The sequence below is a fragment of the Mesorhizobium sp. WSM4311 genome (assembly GCF_002295115.1).
Classification (GTDB): domain Bacteria; phylum Pseudomonadota; class Alphaproteobacteria; order Rhizobiales; family Rhizobiaceae; genus Mesorhizobium.
The window spans coordinates 1-25226 of sequence record NZ_NSFV01000001.1; the positions used below are offsets into that span (position 1 = coordinate 1).

Annotated in this window: 26 protein-coding genes; 9 read left to right on the forward strand and 17 right to left on the reverse strand. The window is 65.3% G+C overall.

What is annotated here, in order from left to right; genetic code table 11:
* Nucleotides 1-182: 182 nt before the first annotated feature.
* The 12 genes from CK226_RS00005 to CK226_RS00065 all read right to left on the reverse strand — a co-directional run bounded on the left by CK226_RS00005 (nucleotide 183) and on the right by CK226_RS00065 (nucleotide 13327).
* Nucleotides 183-509 (reverse strand): MocE family 2Fe-2S type ferredoxin, encoded by a 327-nt coding sequence (locus tag CK226_RS00005; protein ID WP_095776197.1) that lies wholly within the window; start codon nucleotides 507-509, stop codon nucleotides 183-185.
* Between the two features lie 177 nt (nucleotides 510-686).
* A complete protein-coding gene (locus CK226_RS00010) occupies nucleotides 687-1697 on the reverse strand; it encodes a sterol desaturase family protein (RefSeq protein WP_095790679.1) in 1011 nt (336 codons plus the stop codon).
* Between the two features lie 8 nt (nucleotides 1698-1705).
* A complete protein-coding gene (locus tag CK226_RS00015) occupies nucleotides 1706-2497 on the reverse strand; it encodes a 3-methyl-2-oxobutanoate hydroxymethyltransferase (protein WP_095790680.1) in 792 nt (263 codons plus the stop codon).
* A 73-nt stretch (nucleotides 2498-2570) separates the two neighbouring features.
* Nucleotides 2571-3575: a LacI family DNA-binding transcriptional regulator gene (locus CK226_RS00020; RefSeq protein ID WP_095776194.1), complete on the reverse strand. Its 1005-nt coding sequence runs from the start codon at nucleotides 3573-3575 to the stop codon at nucleotides 2571-2573.
* A gap of 238 nt (nucleotides 3576-3813) precedes the next feature.
* Nucleotides 3814-4794 (reverse strand): ABC transporter permease, encoded by a 981-nt coding sequence (locus tag CK226_RS00025; protein ID WP_095776193.1) that lies wholly within the window; start codon nucleotides 4792-4794, stop codon nucleotides 3814-3816.
* A gap of 250 nt (nucleotides 4795-5044) precedes the next feature.
* The gene (locus CK226_RS00035) at nucleotides 5045-6016 is read right to left on the reverse strand and encodes an ABC transporter permease (RefSeq protein WP_095790681.1); all 972 of its coding nucleotides are present in this window, start codon (nucleotides 6014-6016) and stop codon (nucleotides 5045-5047) included.
* Nucleotides 6013-7572 (reverse strand): sugar ABC transporter ATP-binding protein, encoded by a 1560-nt coding sequence (locus tag CK226_RS00040; protein ID WP_095790682.1) that lies wholly within the window; start codon nucleotides 7570-7572, stop codon nucleotides 6013-6015. Before CK226_RS00040 ends, CK226_RS00035 begins: the two co-directional genes overlap by 4 nt.
* A gap of 248 nt (nucleotides 7573-7820) precedes the next feature.
* A complete protein-coding gene (locus CK226_RS00045) occupies nucleotides 7821-8855 on the reverse strand; it encodes an ABC transporter substrate-binding protein (protein WP_044548142.1) in 1035 nt (344 codons plus the stop codon).
* A 128-nt stretch (nucleotides 8856-8983) separates the two neighbouring features.
* Nucleotides 8984-9898 (reverse strand): sugar phosphate isomerase/epimerase, encoded by a 915-nt coding sequence (locus CK226_RS00050; protein ID WP_095791037.1) that lies wholly within the window; start codon nucleotides 9896-9898, stop codon nucleotides 8984-8986.
* 142 nt (nucleotides 9899-10040) lie between these two features.
* Nucleotides 10041-11549, reverse strand: coding sequence for a mannitol dehydrogenase family protein (locus CK226_RS00055; RefSeq protein WP_245437643.1), 1509 nt, complete (start codon nucleotides 11547-11549; stop codon nucleotides 10041-10043).
* A 23-nt stretch (nucleotides 11550-11572) separates the two neighbouring features.
* Entirely contained in the window at nucleotides 11573-12355 is a 783-nt protein-coding gene (locus CK226_RS00060) for an SDR family oxidoreductase (protein WP_095776184.1), read from the reverse strand.
* Nucleotides 12356-12433: 78 nt separating this feature from the next.
* On the reverse strand, nucleotides 12434-13327 hold the full coding sequence (locus CK226_RS00065) for a MurR/RpiR family transcriptional regulator (RefSeq protein WP_095790684.1): 894 nt from the start codon (nucleotides 13325-13327) through the stop codon (nucleotides 12434-12436).
* A gap of 118 nt (nucleotides 13328-13445) precedes the next feature.
* Here CK226_RS00065 and CK226_RS00070 point away from each other — a divergent pair, with 118 nt between their 5' ends.
* Entirely contained in the window at nucleotides 13446-14633 is a 1188-nt protein-coding gene (locus CK226_RS00070) for a Gfo/Idh/MocA family oxidoreductase (protein WP_095791038.1), read from the forward strand.
* 45 nt (nucleotides 14634-14678) lie between these two features.
* Here CK226_RS00070 and CK226_RS00075 read toward each other — a convergent pair whose 3' ends face one another.
* Nucleotides 14679-15149 carry an NUDIX domain-containing protein gene (locus tag CK226_RS00075; protein WP_095787816.1) on the reverse strand — a complete coding sequence of 157 codons (471 nt, stop codon included), beginning with the start codon at nucleotides 15147-15149 and terminating at the stop codon, nucleotides 14679-14681.
* Nucleotides 15150-15335: 186 nt separating this feature from the next.
* On the opposite strand from CK226_RS00075, the gene CK226_RS00080 reads away from it, so the two are divergent.
* On the forward strand, nucleotides 15336-15866 hold the full coding sequence (locus CK226_RS00080) for a sterol desaturase family protein (protein ID WP_095776186.1): 531 nt from the start codon (nucleotides 15336-15338) through the stop codon (nucleotides 15864-15866).
* Nucleotides 15867-15900: 34 nt separating this feature from the next.
* On the opposite strand, the gene rsgA is transcribed toward CK226_RS00080, so the two are convergent.
* Complete coding sequence (gene rsgA, locus CK226_RS00085) at nucleotides 15901-16941, reverse strand: ribosome small subunit-dependent GTPase A (protein ID WP_095790685.1); 1041 nt, start codon at nucleotides 16939-16941, stop codon at nucleotides 15901-15903.
* Nucleotides 16942-17124: 183 nt separating this feature from the next.
* Here rsgA and CK226_RS00090 point away from each other — a divergent pair, with 183 nt between their 5' ends.
* Nucleotides 17125-17454, forward strand: coding sequence for an excalibur calcium-binding domain-containing protein (locus CK226_RS00090; protein WP_095790686.1), 330 nt, complete (start codon nucleotides 17125-17127; stop codon nucleotides 17452-17454).
* A 4-nt stretch (nucleotides 17455-17458) separates the two neighbouring features.
* Here the strand turns inward: CK226_RS00090 and dinB are convergent, their stop codons facing one another.
* Entirely contained in the window at nucleotides 17459-18706 is a 1248-nt protein-coding gene (dinB, locus tag CK226_RS00095; protein ID WP_095790687.1) for a DNA polymerase IV, read from the reverse strand.
* Nucleotides 18707-18913: 207 nt separating this feature from the next.
* Between dinB and CK226_RS00100 the strand changes: the two genes are divergently transcribed.
* On the forward strand, nucleotides 18914-19627 hold the full coding sequence (locus CK226_RS00100; protein ID WP_179300935.1) for a thioredoxin family protein: 714 nt from the start codon (nucleotides 18914-18916) through the stop codon (nucleotides 19625-19627).
* Nucleotides 19628-19694: 67 nt separating this feature from the next.
* On the opposite strand, the gene CK226_RS00105 is transcribed toward CK226_RS00100, so the two are convergent.
* Entirely contained in the window at nucleotides 19695-20117 is a 423-nt protein-coding gene (locus CK226_RS00105; protein WP_095773744.1) for a helix-turn-helix domain-containing protein, read from the reverse strand.
* A gap of 107 nt (nucleotides 20118-20224) precedes the next feature.
* Between CK226_RS00105 and CK226_RS00110 the strand changes: the two genes are divergently transcribed.
* The 5 genes from CK226_RS00110 to CK226_RS00130 all read left to right on the forward strand — a co-directional run bounded on the left by CK226_RS00110 (nucleotide 20225) and on the right by CK226_RS00130 (nucleotide 24312).
* The gene (locus tag CK226_RS00110; RefSeq protein ID WP_095790689.1) at nucleotides 20225-20812 is read left to right on the forward strand and encodes a dihydrofolate reductase family protein; all 588 of its coding nucleotides are present in this window, start codon (nucleotides 20225-20227) and stop codon (nucleotides 20810-20812) included.
* 122 nt (nucleotides 20813-20934) lie between these two features.
* A complete protein-coding gene (locus CK226_RS00115) occupies nucleotides 20935-21816 on the forward strand; it encodes an SDR family oxidoreductase (protein ID WP_095791039.1) in 882 nt (293 codons plus the stop codon).
* A gap of 104 nt (nucleotides 21817-21920) precedes the next feature.
* Nucleotides 21921-22853, forward strand: coding sequence for an alpha/beta hydrolase (locus CK226_RS00120; RefSeq protein ID WP_095790690.1), 933 nt, complete (start codon nucleotides 21921-21923; stop codon nucleotides 22851-22853).
* A gap of 2 nt (nucleotides 22854-22855) precedes the next feature.
* Nucleotides 22856-23386 carry a dihydrofolate reductase family protein gene (locus tag CK226_RS00125; protein ID WP_095773747.1) on the forward strand — a complete coding sequence of 177 codons (531 nt, stop codon included), beginning with the start codon at nucleotides 22856-22858 and terminating at the stop codon, nucleotides 23384-23386.
* On the forward strand, nucleotides 23383-24312 hold the full coding sequence (locus tag CK226_RS00130) for a sigma-70 family RNA polymerase sigma factor (protein ID WP_095790691.1): 930 nt from the start codon (nucleotides 23383-23385) through the stop codon (nucleotides 24310-24312). The genes CK226_RS00125 and CK226_RS00130 overlap by 4 nt, the downstream gene beginning before the upstream one ends.
* 45 nt (nucleotides 24313-24357) lie before the next feature.
* Here CK226_RS00130 and CK226_RS00135 read toward each other — a convergent pair whose 3' ends face one another.
* Nucleotides 24358-25119, reverse strand: coding sequence for an alpha/beta hydrolase (locus CK226_RS00135; protein WP_095790692.1), 762 nt, complete (start codon nucleotides 25117-25119; stop codon nucleotides 24358-24360).
* Between the last annotated feature and the right edge of the window lie 107 nt (nucleotides 25120-25226).

Here is a 25226-nt window from a genome sequence, read left to right on the forward strand (position 1 = left end):
GTGCGGGGTGGGTGAGGGGTGGCGCAGGCTCGGCATTGTCCTTCGAATGTCTCGATAGGGCCGCAAGCGGGTCGGCAGCTTTGAGGTATAAGCAGCCAGAAGCGGACGATGAGGCACGCCGCTTGCCTACCAGTGAACTGACCCAAGGCAGTCAGGCGCAAGTGGATCGGTCCGCGAAGTCTTCAGACAGCTGCCACCGGCATCGCAACCAGGACGGAGCCGCCTTCCACCTTTGCAGGATAGGTTCGCAGATTTATGCAGGGCGGTGGGCGCGTGGCCGCGCCGGTGCGGTAGTCGAAGGCGCCAGCATGTTTGGGGCATTCGACCTCGTAGTCTATGACTAGCCCATCGGCGATATGGACGGCCTCATGCGTGCACAGGCCGTCAGTGCAGAACACCTCGTCGTCGGGCGAGCGGAAGACGGCGTAGGTCCGGCCTTCATGGTCGAAACGTCGGGCACCCTCCTGTTCGATGTCATCGAGGCCGCAAGCCCTGATCCAATTGGTCATTTTTCCCATCCGTAAAATTCGATCGCGGCGCACCTCCGCATAGCCTTCATAGCCGCCCGGAGACCCCGCCTTGGGATCAGTTCTTGGTAGTCGGCGGCGCCACCTGGCCGACCTTGTCGCTGTGGTGAGCGGAAGTACTGACTTCCACACCGTCGCACGCGGCTGTGCGTGCAGATGTCATTTGATGGCCGCCGCGTTGGCACGTGCTTTCTTCTTCTCGTAGCGGGCCTGCATGCGGGCCTCGCCTTCCTTGCTGCCGTCGTGGAAGGTGCCGAACCAGCGGTCGAACGGAATCAGGCCGTCGCCGTAGTTCACCTCGAAATATCTGTGGTGGAGGTAATGGATGTAGGCGTGGCTATCGACGCCGGCGCGTTCGGTAAGCTCGATCTTGTCGAAGCCGACATGGCCAGGAATGGCGCCGAAGCCGGCATAATGGAGCTGGTAGAGCGCCAAGAGCGGGTTCGACGGGATGATCAGGTGCCAGAAAGCGACGCCGAGATAGCCGAGCTGCTCCACCGGGTGCATCGACAGCGACGACCAGGGCGACGGGTTGACTGAATTGTGGTGCACCGAATGCACCCATCTGTAAAGCGGTCCCCAATGGATAGCGCGGTGCAGCAGGAAGAAATGCGTCTCGTGGATCACCGGCACCACCAGCGCCAGCAGGAAGAGGTAAACCGGGTGCTCGGCGAAGGTCAGCCACGGCACGTAGCCATTGGCGTACGCGTAGAGGATCGCCACCTCGATCGCGGTCCAGATCGGCATGCCGGTGCCGAAGGTGCGCAGCATGTTGTCGATGTTCTGGTTCTCGAAGAAGAAGGCCCTGTTCTTCTGCTCCGAGGGCCATTTTCCGTTGTATTTGAAGCGGTTGCCCTGGGCTTTCAAAATGTAGAGTCGAAGCTCGAAGGCGCCGAAGAAAACGAGCAGCGCCAGGCAGTTGACGATGAACAGGCGCAGGATCCAGCCGGCGGAGAGCGTCTTCATCACCTCGACGTCGGGCAGCACGAAGCGCCACCATGCCACCGCCGAGACGGCGAAAAGCAGATTATAGGGCAGGAAATAGGTCGGCAGCCATTTCAGCACCGCCAGCGGGCGCGGCGGAAAGACGAACAGCGGCGCGGTGCCGGCCGGTTCGTTCGGAGCCCAGTCGCCTCGCTTGTTGCGCGTGCCGAATTGCAGGTCGTCCATGACGGGCCTCACAGAGACTGAGAGAGGGTGAGTAAGCGGTCATAGGCGGCATCATCCATGTCCACCTGGTGCTTGGCTTCGGGATAGCTGCCTTCGGCGACGTCGCGGGCGAAGGCGCGGAAGGCGCTGATGCGCTTTTCCTGCAGCTCGGCTTCCAGCGTGACGAAGTCGGCATAGCGCTTTGCGTGGCGCGGATAGTGGCCGGTGTGGGTACCCAGCACATCGCAGGAGAACAGGTATTGCGTGTCGCAGGCGCTGCCGCAACCCATGCCCATGGTGATCAGCGGGGTCGAGCGCGTGATGTGATCGGCGAGTCGCACCGGTACGACCTCGACCTCGATGCAGGCGGCGCCCGCATTCTCGAGGTCCTTCGCCGCGCGCAGCACGTTGAGCGCTTCCTCGGCTGTGCGGCCGATGGCGCGGAAATTCGTCCAGGTCGCGCGGTTAGGCACCAGGCCGACGTGGCCGGTGACGGGAATGCCTTCCGCCGCCATTGCCTCAATAAAGCGCGGCGAGTGTGATGAATAGACCGCATCGGCGCCGCGCTTCATCATAGCGAAGCCCAACCGCACGGCCTCCTCAGGCGAGGCGACCGCGCCATGCGGCATGCCGACGGAGAGGAACGCGTAAGGTGCCGCCTGGCGGATGGCTTCCAGATTGTGATCGGGCTCACAGGAGAGGATGACGATATCGCATGCCGCTGCGGCAGCGGCCTCGGCCGGCGTGTCGACATGGAGCTGCAGCCATTTACGGCTGCCTTTGGCGCTCGGCAGGTCGTATGTCGTCAGCCGCCTTGCCACTGGTCATCCTCCCGTTTCGCAAGGGATAGCACCGCGTGCTCGCTGTCGCCGCTTATTCCTTGATCAAATCAGATCAGACGTTTTCGGCCGTGAAGGTGATGAAGCGGATCGGCGGGTTTTCGACGGGCAAGTCATGCAGGTTGAGCGCGGCGAGCACCAGGTCAATGGCGCGGCGCGCCTGCGCTTCTGGCGCCTGGTCGAGCACGACATCCATCGTGCCCTCGCGCAAGGCCTTGGTGCTGCGCTCGGTGAGTTCATGGCCGACGAAGAAGATATCGCGGCCTCTGCCGTGCTTGCGCAGCACCTTGTTCAGCGCGGTGTTGGCGCCGCCGGCGTTGTAGAGGCCGGCAAGGTCGGGCCAGCGCTTCAACGCCTCGTGCAACTGCTCGGCATTACGATCGCCATCGTCAAAGCCGAAAAGGGCCGCGACCGGCTCGAAGTCGCTGCCCTCTTCGATCAGATAATCGAAGAAGCCGCGCACGCGGTCGCGGTGCACGCGGTAGATCTGACTATGGCAGATCGCGATCACCTTGCCCGGCCGCCGCTGCATCTTGGCCATGAGCAGCCCGGCCATGCGGCCAGCGGCGTAATTATCGATGCCGACATAGGTGCTCTTGGTACGGGAGATCTGGGTGACGATCTGCACCGTCGGGATGTTCTCCGCCTCGAGTTTCCGCAAGGCGTCGCTGACCAGCGGATGGTCGGGCACTGCGAGAACGAGCGCCGCGCGGCGCAGATCGGGTTCCAGGATGCGTTTGGCGATCGCCGCCGGCTTCGCCTCGTCGAGAAAGGTACGGTGCACGGCGATCGAGCGATCGAGCGTCGCGGCGATGCGCTCGAAGGCATCGGAAAGACGGGCGAAGAAGGTCGCGTCCGGCCTGACCAGTATCACCTCGATGCGAATGACGCCGCGATGCGCCTCCGGCAGCCGGCGCGGATAATCGAGCGAACGCGCCGCCGCCACCACCTTCTCGACGGTCTGCGGCCGCACTCCGCCCCTGCCGTTCAGGACACGCTCGACCGTGGCCGTGCCAACACCGGCCCGCCGCGCAATCTCAAGGAAGGTGGGCTTAGGAATCTTGATCCTCCGCTGTCCGTACGCCGGAGCCTAGCCGGCTGCACATGCTTTTTCCAAGACATGTGCCTCCCTTCGGCATCGAATGCGCGTGTGCGACCCTCAGCATAGTCAGCCAAAACGTCGGCTTTCGGGGTGCGGTAAGGGCCGCCTCGGTGGCCGACATGAGGCGCAAAGCAGCCCTCCAGAGTTCGGGCGGCGATAGTCGACTTTGGATCAGAAGCTCTGCCACATGGCTCCGCTACCGCTCCTCCACGATCCTTAAATAAGCCGCCGTCACGAACAGCACGATCAGTCCGAACAGGATGCGCCTTGCCCCCTCCGGCATCTGCAGGATTGTCAGCAGCGTCGTCAGCACGGTCAGGATGAGCGCGCCGATGATGGTGCCGGTGTAGCCGCCGCGGCCGCCGAAGATGGAGGTGCCGCCGATGACGGCCGCCGCCACCGAGGGCAAGACCAGGGGTTCGGCGAGCGAGAGCGATGGGGCCTTGATCAGGCCGATATAGAGCAGGCCGGTGATGCCGGCGAGCAGGCTCGAGGTGAGGTAGAGCGCCGTGATGACCTGCCAGTATTGCACGCCCGACAGGCGCGTCGCGCGCTCATTGTCGCCGACGGCGTAGAGCAGGCGGCCGAAGCCGGTGCGGGCCAGTGTGAAGACGATGAGCGCGGCCAGCGGTATGAACAGCAGCAGCGCGTTGGGGAAGCCCCATGTCACGCCGGTGCCGAGCCAGGCGAGGAAGTCGGGGATTTTCGCGCCCGACGCGATCACCGTGCGCTGGTAGACCTGCAGGCAGCCGGTGCCGATCAGGCTGGTGCCCAGCGTCATGATCAGCGGGTGGACGCGGAAGACGCCGACGCCGATGCCGTTGATAAGGCCGATCAACACCGCCGGCATCATCGCCAGCAGGAAGGCGATAACCGGGTCCTGGTTGACGATCTGCGTGGCCATGATGAAGGCGCTCACCGTCGCCACCGTGCCGACCGACAGGTCTATGCCGCCGGTCAGCATGGTCATGGTCTGGCAGCCGGCGAGGATGGCCAGCGGAATGGCGAACTTTATCGTGTTGGCGATCCAGCGCTCGTTGACGATGCCGGGGCGCAGGATCTGCAGGATCACCACCAGGATGACCAGCAGGATGATCAGCGGCACGAGCGGCCGGTCGGCCATGAAGCGTTTCAGGCGGCGGCCGAAGGGGACGGGGGTGATCGCTGACGTGCTCATGGGGTGGGTCCGGTTCGCGATGGGGTGGGTGAGTTCTGTCGGGATGGTGCCCTACGGCGCCCCCCTCTGGCCTGCCGGCCATCTCCCCCACGGGTGGGGAGATTGGCTGTTGTCGCGGTTTTCGCCAATCTTCGACGTTGCAGGAAAGGGCGGGGCGCCAAAGCTGCCAATCTCCCCCCTTGTGGGGGAGATGTCCGGCAGGACAGAGGGGGGCGCCGTCGAGCGCTACGCGCTATTTTATGCCCACCCATCACTGCCGCCCCCGCATCGTGATAAACGCGCCGAACATCACGACCGCGACCATGATGGCGCCTTCGATGATGGCGGTGACGTTGGGGTCGATGGCGAGCAGGGTGAGGTCCGTGCGCACCAGCCGCAGCACGAAGACGGCGACGATGGGGCCGAGCAGGCCGCCCTTGCCGCCGCCGAGCGCGACGCCGCCCAGCACCACGGCGGCGACGCTGGCGAGCAGATAGGGGCCGGGGATGGGCGCGCCTATGCCGGTGCTCATGGTCAGCGCCAGGCCGCCAAAGGCGGCGAACAAGCCCGACAGCGCATAGGCGATGATGCGGGTGCGCTTGACCGGCACGCCTGAGCGGAACGCCGCCAGTTCGCTCGAGCCGATGGCGTAGATGGAGAGCCCGAGGCGTGAGCGCCTGAGCGGAATCCAGATGACGCAGAGGCAGACGATGAGCACCAGCAGTGCCTTAGGCAGCCAGGCGTCGATGGCGTCGGGCAGGCCGGGGATCGGCACCGTGCCCGAGATCAGCGCCTTCAGCCATTCGGCTGCGCCGCCGCCCGGCGCGTCGAGCACAAGCAAGGCCGCCCCCTGCAGCACGAACAGCATGGCGAGCGTGACGACGATGTCGGGCACGCGGGTGACGACGATCAACAGGCCGTTGAGCGCGCCGAGGACAAGACCCATGGTCAGCACGAAGGGCACGACGAACAGCGCGTATTCCTCGGAAGCGCCAGCCATCATCGAGGCGGCGGTGACGCTCGTCAGCGCCATCATGGCGGCGACCGACAGGTCGATGCCGCCGGCGATGACCACCACCGTCTGCGCGGCGACGGCGAAGGCATAGGGCAAGACTGCCCGCGCGAGCGAGCCGAAATCGCCGCTGCCATAGCCGGGCTGGATGATCCTGGTGGCGATGAACAGCACGATGAGCAGGGCGAACAGGCCTGACACCCAGCCCTGGCGGCGCAGGAAATGGCTCATGGCTTCGTCCCCAAGGCGTCGGAAGAGGGCGCATCGGAGGCGGTGGGGTCGGCCAATATGCCGATATCGGCCTTGGCGCCGCGCGGCAGGCCGTAGGCGGCGCGCATCAGCGCCGGCTCGTCGGCCTCCTCGACCGGGAAAATGTCGACCAGGCGGCCGCCGAAAATGACGATTACGCGGTCGCAGACGCGCTGCACCTCTTCCAGTTCCGAAGTGTAGAACAGCACCGACTTGCCGTGGCCGGCGAGCTCGCGCAGCAGCTTGTAGATCTCCTGCTTGGTGCCGACATCGATGCCGCGCGTCGGGTCGAAGCACAGGATTGTGCGGGCATCCGCCGCGATCCAGCGGGCGATGGTCACCTTCTGCTGGTTGCCGCCGGACAGGCGCTGCACCTCGCCCTGGGCGCGCGTGTCGATCTGCAGCCGCTCGATGGCCCCGAGCACCTTCGCGCGCTCGCGGCGCATGGGGATAGGTCCCCAATTGCGCAGCGCCGCGCTGAAGGGAAGCGCGATGTTTTCACGCACCGAGCGCTGCATGGCGAGCGCCTCGGAGCGGTCGCCCGGCACATAGGCGATCCCGGCTCTGATGGCGTCGATCGGATGCGAGAGTTTCGCCGGCTGGCCGTCGACCTCGATCGTGCCGCCCGAGGGGCGGATCGAGCCGGCAAGGGCTGCGAACAATTCGTCCTGGCCCTGGCCTTCGAGCGCCACGACGCCGGCGACCTCGCCATCCCTGAGATCGAAGGAGACGTCGCTGAGCTTGGTGCCGACGCGCAGGTTTCGCACGGCAAGCCGCGGCCGGGCAGGGGCCGATACCGCCTTCTCGGCCGCGCTGCGGGCGGCGACATGGGTCTTGACGATGCGGGTGCCGAGCATCAGCTCGACGATCTTTTCCTCGACGCCCGGCACGATGTCGACGACGCCGACGGTCTCGCCGTCGCGCAGCACGGTGGCGCGGTCGCACAGCGCCGAGATTTCGACGAAGCGGTGCGAGATGAAGATCACGGCGCGGCCGGCATCGCCCTGGCGGCGCACCACTTCCAGCACCTTTTCGGCGAGGTTGGCGGGGAGCGCCGCCGTCATCTCGTCGAGCAGCAGCACGTCGGGCTCGGCGGCGAGCGCACGGGCCAGGTCGAGCACGCGCAGCACGGCCAGCGGGATGTCGCGCGCGGTGTCGCGCAGGTCGAGGTCCGCAATACCCAGTTCGCGCACCCAGGCGCGGAACGGCTCGACCGGCGTGCCGGTCAGCCGCAAATTGGAGAGAACGTCGAGATCGGGGATCAGCGACGGCTCCTGGTAGACGGGCAGCAGCCCGGCGCGGCGGGCGGCGGCGGGGGAGCGTATGTCGCGCGCCTCGCCCCGGATCAGGATGCGCCCGGCATTGGCCGATATCGCGCCGGTCAGGATCTTCACCAGTGTCGACTTGCCGGCGCCATTGGCGCCCATCAACGCGTGCACCTCACCCGGCAGGACGGAGAGCGACGCGTTGCGCAGTGCGGCAACCGCGCCGTAGTTCTTGGCGACGCCGGAGGCGTCGAGGAGGGGGCTTTGCGGCAACGGGTTTGTTGTCAAGACGTGTTGTTCTCGATCTCTGCGGCGTGCGGCAAGCCGGACGATGTCGGCCGGAACGGCGGTTATCCCTTCTCCCCTTGTGGGAGAAGGTGGCCTCGCGAAGCGAGGTCGGATGAGGGGTGCTCCAGGGAGTGCCAGCGTCTCGCTCCGCTGGAGCACCCCTCATCCGTCTCAGCGCTGCGCGCCGATCCACCTTCTCCCGCAAGGGGAGAAGGCAGAAGCGCGTCCGGTCCTTACTCCCCAGGCCCCTTGCAGGCCACGATCTGGTCCTTCGTGTACGTCGTCCAGTCCGGGATCGAGATCGAGACCGGCCATTCGGGGCTGAGCGAGGGGTCGGCGGCGGCCTTCAGCTTGGCCTTGCCTTCCTCGGTGGCGTTTTCCCAGAGCTGCGGCTGCACCAGCACGGTCTGCTGGGCCGGCTTCTTGCCGTCGAGGATCTGCAGCGCCAGCGTTACGCCCGCGCCGCCGATCGAGCCGGGGTTGGTGACGGCGGCGCCGACGAGGCCCTTGACCGAGCTCAACTGGCCGACGAAGCCGGCATTGTCGGCACCGACGATCGGCACCAGCGGCGCCTGCGATTCCACCAGCGCGTCGACGATGACGTTGTCGATGCCTGAGGTCCAGATGCCGTTGATCGGCGTTCCCGTCGACAGGAAGGAGAGGATCTGCTGCTTGGCCTGGTCCTGCTGCCAGCCGGTGAAGACTTCCTGCGCCACCTTCACGTCGGGGAATTCGGCCAATGCCTTCTTGAAGCCCTTGTCGCGATCGCTATCGGCCGAAGCGCCGGCGGCGCCGCGCATGTAAAACACTTCGCCCTTGCCGCCCATCTGCTGGAACAGCCATTTGGCGCCGAGATAGGCGTATTCTTCCTGGTTGTTGGAGATGATGTAGGCCGACGGCTCGGTGACCGCCTGGTCGACGGCGACGACGACGATGCCAGCCTTGGTGGCTTCTTCCAGACCCGCCTTGATGCCGGCCGGATCGGCCGGGTTGACGACGATGGCGTCGACCTTGGCGCTGATCAGGTTGCGGATGTCTTCCAACTGGCCGGCGGCATCGGTGTTGCGGTGGGCGATGTTGAGCTTCGCCACCTCGCCGGAGGCCAGCGCCTGCGCTTTCATGGCGCACACCATCTCCTCGCGCCATCCATTGCCCTGCACGGTGTTGGAAATGCCGATCGTGTATTTGCCGGCGGCCGACGAGACGCCGACGGAGGCCAGCAAAGCAGCGCCCGCAAGCAGCGGGACCATGGTCAGGATTTTCTTCATTTCAGTCTTCCTCCACATTGTTTTTCAGTTTCAGTTCCAAGTCGTTGAACCAAGTCGCTCGGAAAGAGATTCAGGCGGCCCGCTTCAACTCATTGTCCTCCGCATGTCGTTGCCGACATGCTTCTTCCTCACTTGACCAGGGGACGCAGAACGTCGCGGGCGAGCAGAAAACCGCGCTTCACCTGCTCGTCACCGCCTTCAAACCGCCTGTCCTCGTGTTCGATGATGACCGACCCGTCATAGCCGACGCGGTAGAGGCCGGAAAAGAAGCCGCTCCAGTCGACATCGCCCAGCCCCGGCATGCGCGGCACCTGCCAGCCTATCCCGGCCGAGAGGATTCCGCGCTCGTACAAACCATCATGATCAATCATCAAATCCTTGGCGTGGACATGCAGCATGTAGGGGCCGAATTCCCTGATGAAGCGGGCCTGGTCGATCATCTGCCAGACCAGGTGCGAAGGGTCGAAATTCATGCCGACATCGCCGCCCCAGCTTTCCAGGATGCGGCGCCAGACCAGTGGCGAATAGGCGATGTTGTGCCCGCCCGGCCACTCGTCATGGCTGAAGATCATCGGGCAGTTCTCGAAGGCGAGCTTGACGCCATGGCCGCGCGCATAAGCGACGATTTCGGGCCAGATTTTCAGCGCGTCCTGCCAGTTGACGTCGACCGCCTTGGCGGCGTCGCCGCCACAGAAAGTGTTGACGACGGGCACGCCCATATTGGCGGCCAGCACGATCACCCTCTTCAGATGGCCAATGACAGCCTCGCGGTGCGCGGCGTCGGGATGCAGCGGATTGGGATAGTAGCCGAGGCCTGAGATGGTCAGGTGCCTTTCCGCCAGCGAGGCGGCGATTTCCTTCGCCTGCGCGGGAGAAGTCGAGGCGGCGTCGATGTGGCTGGTACCGGCATAGCGCCGCGTCGCACCGGAGGTTTTCGGCCAGCAGGCGATTTCCAGCGCCTCGAAGCCGGCGGAGCTGGCCCAGTCGGCGACATCGGCAAGCGGCGTCTCCGCGAAGGGTGCGGTGAGCAGCCCAAGTTTCATCATGCCTCCCCTGATCTCTTCATCGTTTCGCGGAAACGCTGAAGAGATCTTCCTTTGTTTTCGCGCAATTCCGGACGCAAAACCGTTTCACACTTTCCTGGAATTGCTTGTGCCGTGTCTTCACGGCCGATGTTCATAATGCCTATTGTTTGGATCGTTTCAACCTTGCGACCTCATCCTGTTCGAGACTGTGCCGGACAGCCGCCATCGGATCGTCCGAAAGCAGCTCGCCCAGCGCCGACGTGACGGCCGCGCGAAACGTCTCGTTCGCGGCAAGGCCGCGGTCGAAAATCGTGTCGATGGCGAGGATGGCCGAGGCCAGAGCCGGCGCATCGCGCCCGGTGGCGTCGGCGATCCCGGCAACCTTGCCGGCATAGGGGTCCGATACCGGCCAGCGTTTGCCGAAGCGGTCCGAGGCCTGGATGAGATAGGCCATCCAGCCGGCGACCGGCACCGACAGCAGGCCGATGGTATGGCCCATGGCGAGGCGGTCGCGGATCGGGTTGAGCAGGCGCTGCACGATCTTCTGCGATCCGTCGGTGGCGATCTGGTGGTTGCGGTGGCGGATCGCCGTGTTCTTCAGCCGGCCGAGGCTCTGCTCGACATAGGCCGATGGATCCATGCCGGGCACCGGCATCAGCGTCGGCAGCGTTTCTTCGACCAGCATGCGCCTGACGAAGGTGGACAGCAGCGGGTCGGCGATGGCGTCCGATGTATGCTCCAGCCCGGCCAGCACGCCGAGTGTGGCGAGCGTCGTCTGGGCGCCGTTCAGCACCCGCATCTTGAGATGCTCGAACGGCGTGACATCGTCGACGAAGGTCGCGCCGACCAGGTCCCAGCGCGCCACGCGGCCGGCGAATTTCTGCTCGATCACCCATTGCCGGAACGGCTCGCCGACGGCGACGGCGGCGTCGCGGTAGCCGAACCATTGCTCGACGCTGTCGAGATCGTCCTGCGTCACCGCCGGCGCGATGCGGTCGACCATGGCCGAGGGGAAGGCGGCGTTGAGGGCGATCCAGTCGGCAAGGCCATTGCCCCGCCGTTCGGCAAAGCGCCGCACGACGGTTTCCAGGATGACGCCGTTGGTCGGAATGTTGTCGCAGGAGAGCAGAGTCAGGGGCCGGCCATGCGTGGCCCGGCGCAGTTCCAGCGCCCGCGCGAGGATGCCGGGCACGCTGCGCGGCGCATGAGGGTTGGCGAGATCATGGAGGATGTCGGGATGATCGAGATCGAGCGCGCCGCTCGACGGGATGTGGCAATAGCCTTTCTCCGTCACCGTCATCGTCACCAGGTCGATATCGCGCGAGGACAGCACCGTGAGCGCCGGTGCGGCGCTTGCCTGGCTGTCGACCACCTTCACGATGCTGCCGATGATGCGGGCCTCGATGTGGCTGTTTTCTCGGATCAGCCTTGTATAGAGGCCGCCCTGCCGGCCGAGCGTGTCGGCAAGGGTGGGCGGACGGATGTTGATGCCGACAACGCCCCAGCGGTCGAACTGACGCGCCAGCAGGTCATCGGTGTATTCGGCCTGGTGGCAGCGGTGGAACGCGCCGACGCCGAGATGGGCCATGCCGGGGGCAAGGGTTGTCCGGTCATATCCAGGCGTCCGGACAGCTGCCGGAAGCTGGTCCAGCAAGGCCGGCCCCAGCATTTCCGGCGCTGTCGAAGCGGCGTTCACCGGTTTGCCCCGATCACCGACTGCTCCTGGTCGATCACGGCGCCGGTCATCGGCCCGGCCGCGTCGGACAGCAGGAAGACGGCAAGGTTGGCGATGTCGTCCGGCTCGAGCAGCCTGCCGAAAGGCTGCGCGGCATTGGCGGCGTCGAGCCAGCCCGGGCCATGGCCCAGCGTCTCGGCCTGCATGACGCGTTCGGCCGGCGTGTTGGTCCAGCCGACATTGATGCCGTTGACGCGGATGCGGTCGAAACGGTGGGCGTTGGCGGCGTTCTTGGTCAGCGTCGCCAGCGCACCCTTGGTGGCTGAATAGACGGCGAGTTCGGGGGAGCCGCAATGGGCGTTGATCGACAGGATGTTGACGATGGCGCCGGGCTCCCGGCGCTTCCTCATGTCGGCGATGGCAGCCTGCATCAGGAAGAACGGCGCCCGCGCATTGACGGCGAACAGCGAGGCCCAGTCATCGAGGCTGGCATCGAGGAAGGAAGCGCGGTCGGTCAGCCCGGCCGCGTTGACGAGGCCATCGATGCGGCCGAAACGGTCAATGCAGGCCTGCGCCAGCAAGACAGGGGTCTGCGCGTCTCCAAGGTCGGCGGCGACGAAGATGGTCGGCGTGCCGATGGCCGACAGTTCCGCCGCCACGGCTCCGCCGCGTGTGCCATCGCGTCCGGTGATCAGCAGCCCGCCGGCGCCGGCCCGCGCCAGCGTCTCGGCGATGGCGCGGCCGATGCCTTGCGTCGCGCCGGTGACCAGCACGACCTTGCCTTGGAGATGAAGCTCCATTCCTCCTCCCGGAACAAAGTTTCTATTTTTTAAAATATGGAACGGTAATTCCCGATAGTCAATTGTGCCAGCAGCGCCTCATGCGCCGCGTTTTGCCGCCACGCCTTGGACCAGCGCCATGCCGACCGCCAGCGATGCCGCCAGCGAGCGGAAGCCGGCGAAGTCGGATTCCACCACTTCCAGCCAGCTGTCCGACAAAGCGATCAGTGGGCTGAAGGTGCTGTCCGTGATGGTGACGATGCGGGCCTCTCGTTCATGCGCCACCGCGACCAGGTCGGGCGTGATCGAATTGTAGGGGCTGAAGGAAACGGCCAGCACCGCATCCTGCCTGCCGATGCAGCCGACCTGGTCGAGTGCCGAGGAGCCGACATTGTCGACCAGCACGTTGCGCACGCCTTGCTGCGACAAGGTCAGCGACAGATAGGCGGTGACCGGGAAGGCGCGCTTGGAGCCGATGACGTAGATCAGCTCGGCGGCCGCCAGCAGGGCCACCATCTTTTCGAATCTCTCGACGTCGAAGCCCGCCTCGATGCGTCCGAGCGAGGCCTGCGAGGCGCCGACCATGCCGTGCAGGAAATGCATGGCGGCATTCGGCTCCGCCTCGGTGCGCGGCTCGCCGCGCGCTTCCGGCCACGAACCCTTGACGTGCTCCTTGAACAGGCCCTGGAAATCGGAAAAGCCGGAATAGCCGAAGATCTGGGCAAAGCGCACCAGCGTCGAGGGCTGTACGCCGGCCTGCGCGGCCACCTGCGCGATGGTGCCGAGCGCGACATCGCTCGGATGCTGCCACATGAAGATCGCTACCTGGCGCAGCCGCTTGGGAAAATGCACTGTGCCGGAGGAAAGCACCGCGCGCAGTTCCTCGTAGGTCTGCGGCTGGGTATAGCCCAACGCCGCCAGCGAGCGTCCGCGCTTGCGCGTCGCCGCCTCGTCGGCAAGAGATCGTCCCGAAGATTTGCCCGCCCCACTCATGATCTCAGGCTAACGTGGCACAATCGTATTACAATACGGAAATTGGAAATTGTGTTCGAAAGTGGTAGCCGGACTTGAGGCTTGGCGCGTCGCCAAGGATCTGCTCGGAGGAGAAAACATGGTCTACGCAACATCGGATGGGTCGGCGGGCAAGCGGCTGAGGGTCGGTATGGTCGGCGGCGGCCGCAATGCCTTCATCGGCGCCGTGCATCGACTGGCCATGCGCCTCGACGACCAGATCGTGCTGGTGGCCGGCGCGCTGTCGTCGGACCCTGAAAATGCCGCCGCCTCGGCCGCCGAGATCGGCATCGCGCCGGAGCGCAGCTATGCCGATTTTCACGCCATGGCGCTGGCGGAAGCCGCCCGGCCTGACGGCATCGAGGCGGTCGTCATAGTCACGCCCAACCATCTGCACGCGCCGATCGCCACCGCCTTCCTCGAGGCCGGCATCGACGTCATCTGCGACAAGCCGCTGTCGACCACGCTCGGCGACGCCGAAGCGCTGGTGACGCTGGCGCGCGCAAAAAAACGCCGCTTCGTCGTCACGCTGAACAACACCGGCTACGCCATGGTCCGCCAGGCGCGCGAAATGGTGGCGGCGGGCGAACTCGGCCGCATCGTCTCGGTGCATGGCGCCTACGTCCAGGACTGGCTGACCAGGCCGATCGACGCCGAAGGGCAGAAGCAGGCGGAGTGGCGCACTGATCCGGCGCGGGCGGGGCAATCGGCGGTGCTGGCCGATATCGGCGTGCATGCCTTCAACCTGGCGAGCTATATCTCAGGCTGCGAGGCCGAGGCGGTGTCGGCGGACCTGTTCACCGCGGTGCCGGGACGCCGGCTCGACGACAATGCGCATGTCATGGTGCGCTGGACCGATGGAGCGCGCGGCACGATCCTGGCGAGCCAGACCTCGCCCGGCCACTACAATGATCTGTCCGCGCGCATCTATGGCGACAAAGCCGGGCTCGAATGGTCGGGCGGCCGGCCGGAGGAACTGCGTTTTTCCGTCTATGGCGAGGAAACCCGCACGCTGGTGCGCGGCGGCCATGGTTCGACCGAAGAAAGCCGGCGCGTGTCGCGCATGCCGGCGGCGCACCCGGAAGGCTATATCGAGGCCTTCGCCAATTTCTACCGCGACGCCGCCGACATCATCCGCGCGCATCGCTCCGGTGGCGTGGTCGATGCCGCGCGCGCGGCGCGGGTGCCGGATGTGATCGACGGTGCGCGCGGCGTGAAATTCGTCGCCGCGGCGGTGGCGTCGAACGCGGCGGGCGGTGCGTGGACGGCGGCACGGTTTGCGGAGTGACAGCCGATCTCCACACGAGGAGATCGGCAGCTTTGCCGCCGGCAATCACCCGGTCCCCAGCCGCTTCGCCAGATCCGACAGCATCGGGCGCTGGCCCTGCAGAATTTTTGGCGCCGCCTCGGGCAGGCTGAACCAGCCGGCCCTGTCGACCTCAGGAAATTCTTTCATCGACCCGGACCTTGGCGGCCATTCCATGGTGAAGCTGTTGCTCTTGATGGCGGCCACATCGATCTCGGTGCTGGCCTCGACCGACCAGGCGATGACGATCTTGCCGCCTGGTTGCTTGTAGTCGCCGAGGCGCGCGAAGGAGCCGTCGACCGCGATGCCGAGCTCTTCCCCGGCCTCGCGTTGCGCTGCCTTCAGTTCGTCCTCGTCCTCGTCGATGAGGCCTTTCGGGATCGACCAGGCGCCTTCATCCTTCCTTGCCCAGAACGGGCCGCCGGGATGAACCAGAAGCACCTGGATATCCCCGTCGCTTCGACGATAAATCAGCAGGCCCGCACTGCGTTTTGCCATTTTTGCATGTCCGTTTGCAGCGCCGGTGCGAGGTTTGCCGATTCTTGAGTCGATCATGCGTGCTGAACTTGCACCGGGAAATTGCGACGCTATGTCAGATGCATCTGCATTGCACCTCGTCCGCGAGTTCGGCAATCTGATAGCATCGATTCTGGGGCGGCGTCGAAATCAGATGGGGCGTCCGGTATGCAACTCGGTCTGATCGGTTACTACAGCGATTTCGTGGTCTATCCGCTGGCGATCGCCCTGTTGGGCGTGGCCGGGCTGATCGAGGCCGGGGAAGAGAGCGCGCCGGACTGGATCGGCACGGTGCTGATCTGTCTCGGCTTGTGGACGTTGATCGAATACGTCCTGCACCGCTTCGTCCTGCATCACGTCCCCTACATCAGGGATCTGCACGACCGTCATCATATCGAGGAGCGCAGTCCGGTGGGCACGCCGACTTGGCTCAGCCTGGGCGTGCATGCGCTGATCGCGCTGCCCATCTGGCTGCTCTCGGATTTCGCGACCGCCAGCGCGGTCGGCTGCGGGCTGATGCTGGGCTATCTCTGGTACATCAGCGTCCACCACATGATCCATCATTGGCACCCCGCCCATCCCAGCTATCTCTACACGCTCAAGCGCCGCCACGCGGTGCACCACCATATCGACGACAACGCCAATTTCGGCGTGACGTCGCTGTTCTGGGACCGGATTTTCGGCACGGCGCGGCTTTGAGGGCGGTAGGGCAGTAGGGCAGTAGGGCAGTCGTTCAGCGCCGCTTGCCGCGGCCGGCGGGAGACTTGGCGCCGCGAGGTCCTGTCAGCACCGGCGTGTTGTGCTGGTTTTCGTCGGACAGTTTGCGCCAGCGGGCCAAGCGGTCCGGATCGAGCGTGCCGGCCTTTAACGCTGCCTGCACCGCGCAGCCCGGTTCATGCACATGCGTGCAGTCGCGGAACTTGCAGAGCGGAGCCAACTCGGTGATTTCGGCAAACAGCATGTCGATGCCGTAGGCGACGTCGCTGACTTGCAGCGTGCGCATGCCCGGCGTGTCGATCACCCAGCCGCCACCGGCAATGGCGTGCAGCGACCGCGCCGTGGTGGTGTGGCGTCCCTTGGCATCGTGTTCGCGAATGGCTCCGGTCTGCTGCGCCGATCCGGCCAAACTATTGACCAGTGTCGATTTGCCAACGCCGGAGGAACCGATCAGCGCCACCGTCTGCCCCGCGCCGCACCAGGCAGCGAGTGCGCTCGCGGCGCCAGATATGCGCGGGTTCAGCGTCACGACGGCCAATCCGCGCTGCAGCGCGGCGGCCTGGCTTTGGTACGCCTCGGCGTCCTCGGCCGTATCGGCCTTGGTCAGCAGGATCACGGGGGTCGTTCCGGCCTCGTTGGCCAGCGCCAGGTAGCGTTCGAGCCGGGCGATGTTGAAATCGGCATTGCAGGACGTGACGATGAACAGCGTGTCGACATTGGCCGCGGCCAGCTGTGGCCCCCTGCCGCCCTGGACGCGGCGCTCCAGAACCGTCTTGCGGGTCAGACGACGCCGCACGAGGTGGCTGTGCGGCTCGACCAGCACCCAGTCGCCGACGGCGTAGTCGCCGGTGGTGGCCTGCGGCGCCAGGGACAGATCGGTTTGTCCCGTCTGGGACAAGCCGCTCAGCCGGTCTCGATGCACCATGGCAATGCGGGTCGGGATGAGGTCTGCATCGCCCGGCTCGAGCTGGTCGCCGAAGAACTCCGACCATCCAAGGCCGGCAAGCGATAGGGATGGGGCGGAAGAGGAGGCCGTCACGGCTTCGACCGAGGGCATGGCGTCGCTGACATCGGACAGTATCCTCGGGAAAGATAGGAGAGGCGCCGACCCCTCGGAACGGGCGATCCGCCCACGCCGCTGTATGGGCGGCACGGCGAGGTTTGGCAAGCGTTGCCGGTTGTCGCGGCAGCCCGGTGAAGATAGATTTGTGTCGGGCCTGAAGCTGGGGGTGCGCCGGGAATGCTTCTGCCATTCTTGCATTGGCCTGCAACTCTTCGCCACGGCAGGCTGAAATACCTGGCTCTTTTCGCGCCGTTCATCCTCTTGTCCGGCTACATCGCCTACGGCTTTGTCGGCATCCAGATTGACTCGCCGCTCGCCGCCTTAAGGCACTTTGCCGCGTTCCCCAACTGTGCTGCCGCCCGCTCCGTCGGGCTTGCCCCCGCGCGCAAGGGACAGCCGGGCTATTGGCCGACGCATGATGCCGACAGGGACGGTATCGCCTGTGAACCTTGGCATGGGGGAAGCGGTAGCGGCGTCAGAGTGCATCGCTATTCGCGGACAGGCTGATAGCTCACAACTCCTTTTCCGCCAGTTCCCTGAACTCGTCGGGCACGGAGCGTGCCGCTTCCAGCGCCACCGTGCCGTAGCCGACGGCCTGCTTGCCGAAGCGTTCGCGGATCTTGTCGATGGCGCGGTCGGCGCCGAAGCGGGCGAGGCCTTTTTTGCTACCGGGGCGGCGCTTCTCGTCGGCGAGGCCGAGCGGCAGGTCGAGCTGCAGCTCCGCGCTCTCCTCCAGGTGCGAGACCGAGATCGCCAGCAGCGAGATGGTCTTTTCGCGTGGATGGTCGCCGAGCACGCCGCGCACCAGGTCGCCGGCAATCTCGGCCAGCATGGTGGTCGCCGAGATCGGCTGGTCGAGCGTGATCGAGCGCGTGACGGCGCTGAGATCGGCAAAGCGCACGCGCACCGTCACCGTGCGGCCCGGCCGCGCCTTGGCGCGCAGCCGGCTGGCGACGCGGTCGGCCAGATGCAGCAAGGTGGGGACGATCACCCGCGCCACGGCGGGTTTCTGGCCAAGGGCGGATTGCGCGCCGGCCGAATGCGCCCGGCGCCTGGTCTCCAGTTTCCTCGGGTCGCGGTTCCATGACAGAGCGGCGAGCTTTTCGCCGGCGGCGGGACCAAGCAGCCGCGTCAGCGCGCCGCTATGCGTTCTGGCCAGCTCGCCGATGGTCTCGACGCCGATTTCCGCCAGCCTTGCCTTGGTCGCCGGACCGACGCCCCACATCAGCGAGACCGGCAGGTCGTGCAGGAAGGCCAGTTCGGTGCCGGGATCGACGACCACCAGCCCGTCGGGCTTGGCGACCTGCGAGGCGATCTTGGCCAGATGCTTGGTGCGGGCGACACCGATCGAAATCGGCAGGCCGAGTTCGGCCCGCACGCGGCGGCGGATCGCCGTGGCGATCTCCCGCGGTTGCCCGAACAGATGCGTGCAGCCTGCGACATCGGCGAAGGCCTCGTCGATGGAGATGCGCTCGACCACCGGCGTGAAATCGTCGAGCACCTTGATCGCCGCATCCCCCAGCCGCTGGTAGTGGCTGAAATTGCCGCCGACGAAGATCAGTTGCGGGCAAAGCTCGCGCGCCTTGCGCCCCGGCATGCCGCCGCGCACGCCGAAGGCGCGCGCTTCATAGGAGGCGGCGAGCACCACGCCGCCGCCGACCGCGATCGGCTTGCCGCGCAGCGACGGGTCGAGCAGCTGCTCGACCGAGGCATAGAAAGCATCGAGATCGGCATGCAGGATGGTGGCTGTCGTTTCCATCCGGCTGCATATCCACGTTTGCTGATGGACCGGAACGAATAGAGAACATAACATGTACATCTGTCAAGCGCCATGTCCGCGCCCGCTGTATCGCCTGTGCTCTTCCCGCGAAAATGGCACAGCCAATGTCGGGTCGCGGTTTTCAACAACGTCCTAGAGACGGGCAAACGGGCCTGTCAGCATGGCTGAATGCGGAAGGAGCACGACATGACCGACCACATTATCGCGCCTTACTCGGACTGGTTTGAAGCGCACAAATCGCATCTCGCAAAAGAGAAGGCGCTGACGCGCCAGCGTCAACAACTCGCGGCGGAGCGGCGCGCACTGCCGTGGCTGCGCATCGACAAGCTCTACGAGTTCGACACGACCCAGGGGAGGAAATCGCTGGCCGATCTCTTCGAGGGTCGCAGCCAGTTGATCATTTATCACTTCATGTTTCCGCCCAATGCGGACTATCGCTGCACCGGCTGTTCATTCCTTTGCGACCACATCGACGCCGCCAACCAGCATCTCAGGCATCACGACGTCTCCCTGGTCGTCTGCGCGCGCGCTCCGCTGGCCGAGCTCATGGATTTCAAGGCGCGGATGAATTGGCAGTTCGATTGGGTTTCGTCATTCGGCAGCGATTTCAATTTCGACTTCCAGGTGTCGTTCACCGAGGACCAGATCAAAGCGGGCAAGGTGCTGTTCAATTTCGAAGAGGTCGCGATGAAAGGCAGGGATCGCGGTGGCGCGACCGTTTTCTACAGGGATGACGATGGCACGATCTACTGCACTTTCCAGGTGCGGAGCCGGGGCGGCGAGAACCTGATCGGGACTTATAGCTATCTCGACCTCACACCCATCGGCCGCAATGAAAACGGGCCATCGCATACGCTGGGCGATTGGGTCCGCCTTCACGACGAGTATGATGGTCGATGATGAACCGATATCGCCGCGATGTTAAGCCCCGCCTCGGCCTTGCGGCGTCCATCAAGAGCTTCGGCGATCATGTGTTGGCCAGATGCTCGGCCCGCAACGTCGCCTTCATCCGTTCCAGCGCCGGTTCGCCGCCGGCCGCCAGTTCGTCGGCGATGCGGGCGAGCTGATCGTCGGCCTTGCGGTGCTTGCTGCCCCAGGCGCCGAGCGCAGCCAGCACCGGCAACAGGTCGATGCCGGCTTCCGTCAGCCGGTAGATCGCCTTCAGCCCGTGGCTCGGATCGTCGCTGCGGGTGAGGATGCCTTCGTCCTGGAGCGTCTGCAGCCGCTCGGCCAGCGTGCGCGAGGAGATGCCTTCATCCGATTGCAGGAATTCGCGAAAATGCCTTTTCCCGGCGAAGACCAGGTCGCGGATGATGAGCAGCGTCCAGCGATCGCCAAGCAGTTCCAGCGACAGGCTGATCGGGCAGCCGGACCTTTCGCGCGTCGACATGCCTATGGTTCCATTTTTAAATCACTTTACTCTTGACATCGTTTTTGCCTCGCGTCAATGGTTCCAAAAGTAAAGCAATTCCTTTGAGCGGAACAAATGAGGAGACGATGAAGAAGCTCATCTTGCAGATGCAGATGTCGGTCGACGGTTTTGTCGGGGCGAACGAGGACCATCGCTGGCAGCTCTGGGAATGGGGCGACGACATCGGCTGGGACGAAGAGCTGAAGCGCGATTTCAACACCGTCTTCGCCGGCATCGACACCATCCTGCTCAGCCGCAAGATGGCCGAGGAGGGCTATCTCAGCCATTGGGGCAATGCGGCGAAGAGGTTTCCGCGCGATCCTTTCTACGCCTTCGCCCAGCGCATCGTGGAGGCCCTGAAGGTGGTGCCGAGCGACAGGCTGAAAACCTCGCGATGGGAGCGCACGACGGTGGTGAGCGGCGACCTGCCGCGGGAGGTCAACGCGCTGAAGGCGGGCGAGGGGGCTGATATCGCCGTCTTCGGCGGCGCCGGCTTCGCCTCGTCGCTGATCGCCGCCGGGCTGGTCGACGAGTTCCAGCTGTTCATCAATCCGGCCGTGCTGGGCGCCGGCCGCCGCATCTTCGACCAGGGCGGTTTTCGTAACCTCCGGCTGCTCGGCTCGAAAGCCTATGCCTGCGGCATGGTGGTCAACCGCTACGCCCCGGCGCAGTGAGTGGAGCACGGCGAAGGTTCCTGTCAAAAAACCGTTTGGGCAGAATCCTTTGCCCTCGTCTCTTCGTCTTCAAGGTGCGGTCGCCGGCGTGGCGGCCGCCTCAATCCCAGACGGAGATGACGATGATCCTGGTGACAGGCGCCACGGGGCTGAACGGCAAGGCGATCATGCGCGAGTTCGCGCGGCAAGGGCATGAGGTGAGGGCGCTGGTGCGCGATCCCGACCGGGCGTTAGCGGCAGGGCTCGGCGGACTTGCCGGCGTCGAACTGGTCGCGGGCGACATGCGCCGGGCGGAAACGCTGGGCGCGGCACTTGATGACATCGACCGCGTGCTGATGATTTCGACCGCGGCCGACGACATGACGGAAACGCAGTGCCGCTTCATCGATTCCTGCAGGCAGGCCGGTGTCGCGCATGTGGTGAAGTTCTCGGGCGCCGAATCCAACATCGGCTACGACGCGACGAAGTTCCGCTTCACCCGCATGCATGAGGAGGTCGAGCGCTATCTGGAAGGGGCCGGCATGGCATGGACGCATCTGCGCCCCAGCCAGTTCATGCAGGTGTACCTGCGCGACGCGCCGACCATTGCCGCCGAGGGCGCATTCCATCTCGCGCTCGGCGAGACCGAACTGTCGCCGGTCGATGTCGAGGATATCGCCAAGGTGGCCTTCCGGCTGCTGCGCGATGGTGGCCATGAAGGTGAGAGCCTCGATATGACCGGGCCGCAGGCGCTGACGATGAGCGATATCGCCGTGCTCATATCGCAGGCGATCGGCAAGCCGGTTCGCTATGTCGACGTCAGCCCCGCAGAGCGGCGGCGCAACCTGCTGGCCAGCGGCGTTCCGGCCGGCTTCGCCGATGCGCTGGACGAACAACTGGCCGAGCGGTTGCGACGGCCGAAATCGCGGGTGCACCTGGCGACGCACGACATGTTCGGCGTGCGGCCGACGCCATTCCTTGAATTTGCCCAACGCCACGCCGCGATGTTTCGGGGTGAGGGCTAGCCGGGGCGGAAAATCGTCCGCGGCGACGTATCCTTTTTGTCGGCCCATTCGTCTTTGCTTCTCGAAAGGTCGCGCGGTCCGCGATCCGTAACCAGGAGACCATCATGGCGAGCATCGAGAGCGAGGCAAACAGGAACCACTACGCGGCGATCGCCGCCAATGCCGGCAAAATGGGTCCGCAGGCGTTCGTCGAGTTCAACGATGCCAGTTGGACGGCGCTGACCGGAGAACCCGGCGGCGTCGACTATATCGAGGTGGATGCCGGCGGCGTGCCTGCGTTGTGGGCTGTGCCGAAGGGCGCCGACGAGCGGCGCGTGCTGTTTTATGCGCATGGCGGCGGCTTCGTCGGCGGCTCGATCTACACCCATCGCAAGCTGGTCGGCCATCTGGCCAAGGCCGTCGGCTGCCGGGCCTTGCTCTATGGCTATCCGCTGGCCAGCCAGGCCAAGTATCCGGCCCAGCTCGATGCGGCGATGGCCGCCTGGAACTGGCTCATCGACCAGGGCTTCGACACCAGGCGGATCGTGCTTGCCGCGGATTCCTGCGGCGCGGTGCTGACCTATGGCGTCCTGCAGCGGCTGCGCGCGCAAGGGCGGCCGCTGCCGGCCGCAACGCTGATCATCTCCGGCTGGTTCGACATGGCGCTGACCGCTGCCAGCTATGAAACCAACCGCGAAAAGGATCCCTTCTTCGCCAAGGGCGGCGTCGACTGGCTGGTGACCAACTTCATCGGCGACCGCGACCGGCTGGATCCGGAGGCCAGCCCGCTCTATGCCGATTTGAGCGGCTTTCCGCCCGTCTTCCTGCAGGCCGGCGCCGATGAGACGCTGGTCGACGAAAGCCGCATGTTCGCCGAGCGCGCGCGGCAGGCTGGCGTCGAGACGCGGCTCGACGTCTTCGACGACATGCTGCATTCCTTCCAGATGATGGCCGGCCGGGCGCCGGAAGCCGACGACGCGATCGGCCGCCTCGCCGCCTGGGTGCGGCCGAGGTTGGGGTTGCCGGCTGCCGGGAAGACCGGCGAAAAGGCGGCGTGAGCATGCGGCGGCTGGTCGTATCGAGTTTTGTCTCGCTGGACGGTGTCGTTGAAGGACCGATGGTGTGGGCGTCGCCCTTCTTCGACGGGCAGAACCAGGCGCACGCCTTGCAGGCGTTGTCCTGCGTCGACTTCTTCCTGCTCGGCCGCGTCACCTACGAGATGTTCTCGGCGCGCTGGCCTGACCTCAAGGGGCCCTACATGGACCGCATCAACGGCATGAAGAAGCTGGTCGCCTCGACGACGCTGAAATCGGTAGGCTGGAATGCCACGCTGCTTGACGGCGACGTCGCCGAATCACTCGCCGCGCTGAAGCGGCAGCCGGGCGGCGACATCTTGAAATACGGAGTGTCGCAACTTGACCGCACGCTGCTTTGCGCCGGGCTGGTCGACGAGTATCATCTGTCGATCGTGCCGACCCGCGTCGGGCACGGCAAGCGTGCCTTCGAGGATGTCGGCTCGATCAGCCTCGATCTGGCCGGCACGCATCGCTTCGACAATGGCGTGGTGACCCTGACCTATGTGCCGCGATGAACCAGCAGATACGCAATCCCCCTGAGACGAGGCAAGGCATCGAGCTGCGACTTGACCCCGAAGGCCTGTTCGACCTTCGCTACCGGGCGTTCCTGGAGACGGTCTCGCATCTGCGCGTCCGTCTCCACCGCTATTGCGCTCGCATGACCGGCTCGGCTCTCGACGGCGAGGACATCATGCAGGAGGCGCTGTTCGAGGCCTATCGCAAGATCGGGCTGCTCGACGATGCGCAGGCGCTGCGGCCGTGGCTGTTCCGCATCGCGCACAACAGGTGCATCGACTTTATCCGCACCCGCCGCACGCGGCTCAAGGCCGAAGCAGGCTATGCCAGCGATGAGATCGTGCTGCCCGTCGAACCCGCCGGTGCGGGCGCCGGCCGCGCCGTCGAACGGCTGGTGGTGCACCTGCCGCCGAAGGAGCGCGCCTGCGTGCTGCTCAAGGATGTCTTCGACCATTCGCTGGAGGAGATTGCCGGCCTGGTCGGCTCGACATCGGGTGGCGTCAAGTCGGCGCTCAATCGCGGCCGGGCCAAGCTCGCCGCCTTGCCGGCGCAACCGGTCGCGGCACCCAGGCACGACCCCGAACTGGAGCGGCTGCTGAGCCGCTATGTCGAGCTCTTCAATGCAAGGGACTGGGACGGGGTGCGGGCGCTGACCAGCGCCGACGCCCGGCTGCGGGTTTCGGACTGCTACAATGGCCTGCTCTCCGACTCGCCCTATTTCGTCGAGTATGAGCGTGGCGAGCCCTGGCGCATGCGGCCGGCTGTGGTCCAGGAGGAGGCAGTGCTGGTCGTCGACAGGCTCCATGGCGAGCTCTGGCGGCCAGCCTATTTCGTGCGCATCCATGCCGACGGCGGTGTCATTGACCGCATCGCCGACTATTATGCCTGCCCGTGGATCCTGGAGATGGTGGCTGCCGAAGGATGATGGATTTGTCCGGCAGTGTCTTCTCGCTGGGATCGGCTTTCCCGTTTATTTCACCGAGTCCGCGGCCGCCAGAATGACATCGGCCACTTCGCGCGGTTTGGAGAGCATGGGGACATGGCTGGTCGCAAGCTCGGTCACCTTGGCGCCGATCGCCTTGGCCATCGCTGCTTCAGCAGCCGGCGGTATCATCCCGTCATGCTTGGCGACGATGTAAAAGCTCGGCTTGGTCTCGTAGGCCGCCACGGCGAGCTTCTCATCGAAAATACCGGCAAAGGGCGGACCTTGCGTGGCTGCGATCACGCTGATCTCCTGCGGCGGCAGGTCCTGCGCGAAATATTTGGCGACGCCTTCGGCGCTTAGCCTGACATAGCCGCCGCTGTCGGGTTGCAGGGCGCTTGCCCAGGGCAGCGCCGGTTGCCCCTTGCCAAGATCGTTCACCGACAGGCCCTTCGGCAGCGCGAAGGCGGCGACGTAGACCAGCGCCTTGACCTTGTCGTCCACGCCCGCCTGGCTGATGACGACACCGCCCCAGGAATGGCCGACCAGGATGACCGGTCCCGGCTGGGCCTCGATGACGCGCCTGGTTGCATCGACATCGGCGGCAAGCGAGCTCAGCGGATTTTGCACCGCCACCACATTGAGCCCTTTGGCCTCCAGCAAGGGAATGACCTTGTTCCAGCTCGAACCGTCGGCAAAGGCGCCATGCACCAGCACGACCGTTTTCTTCGGTACGCCGGCGGCCGAAGCCGGTGCAGCCATCGCCAGGAGGACGGCGGTTCCCGACAAGAGAAGATGCGACAGCGACATAGAATGGCTCCATTTTGTCGTGACGGGCGGTCTGGGAGGGACAACCCATCGGCTTCGTTTCACGAGATCGGTTTCAGCAGGCCCGAAATGGTGGCGCCGGGCGGTTG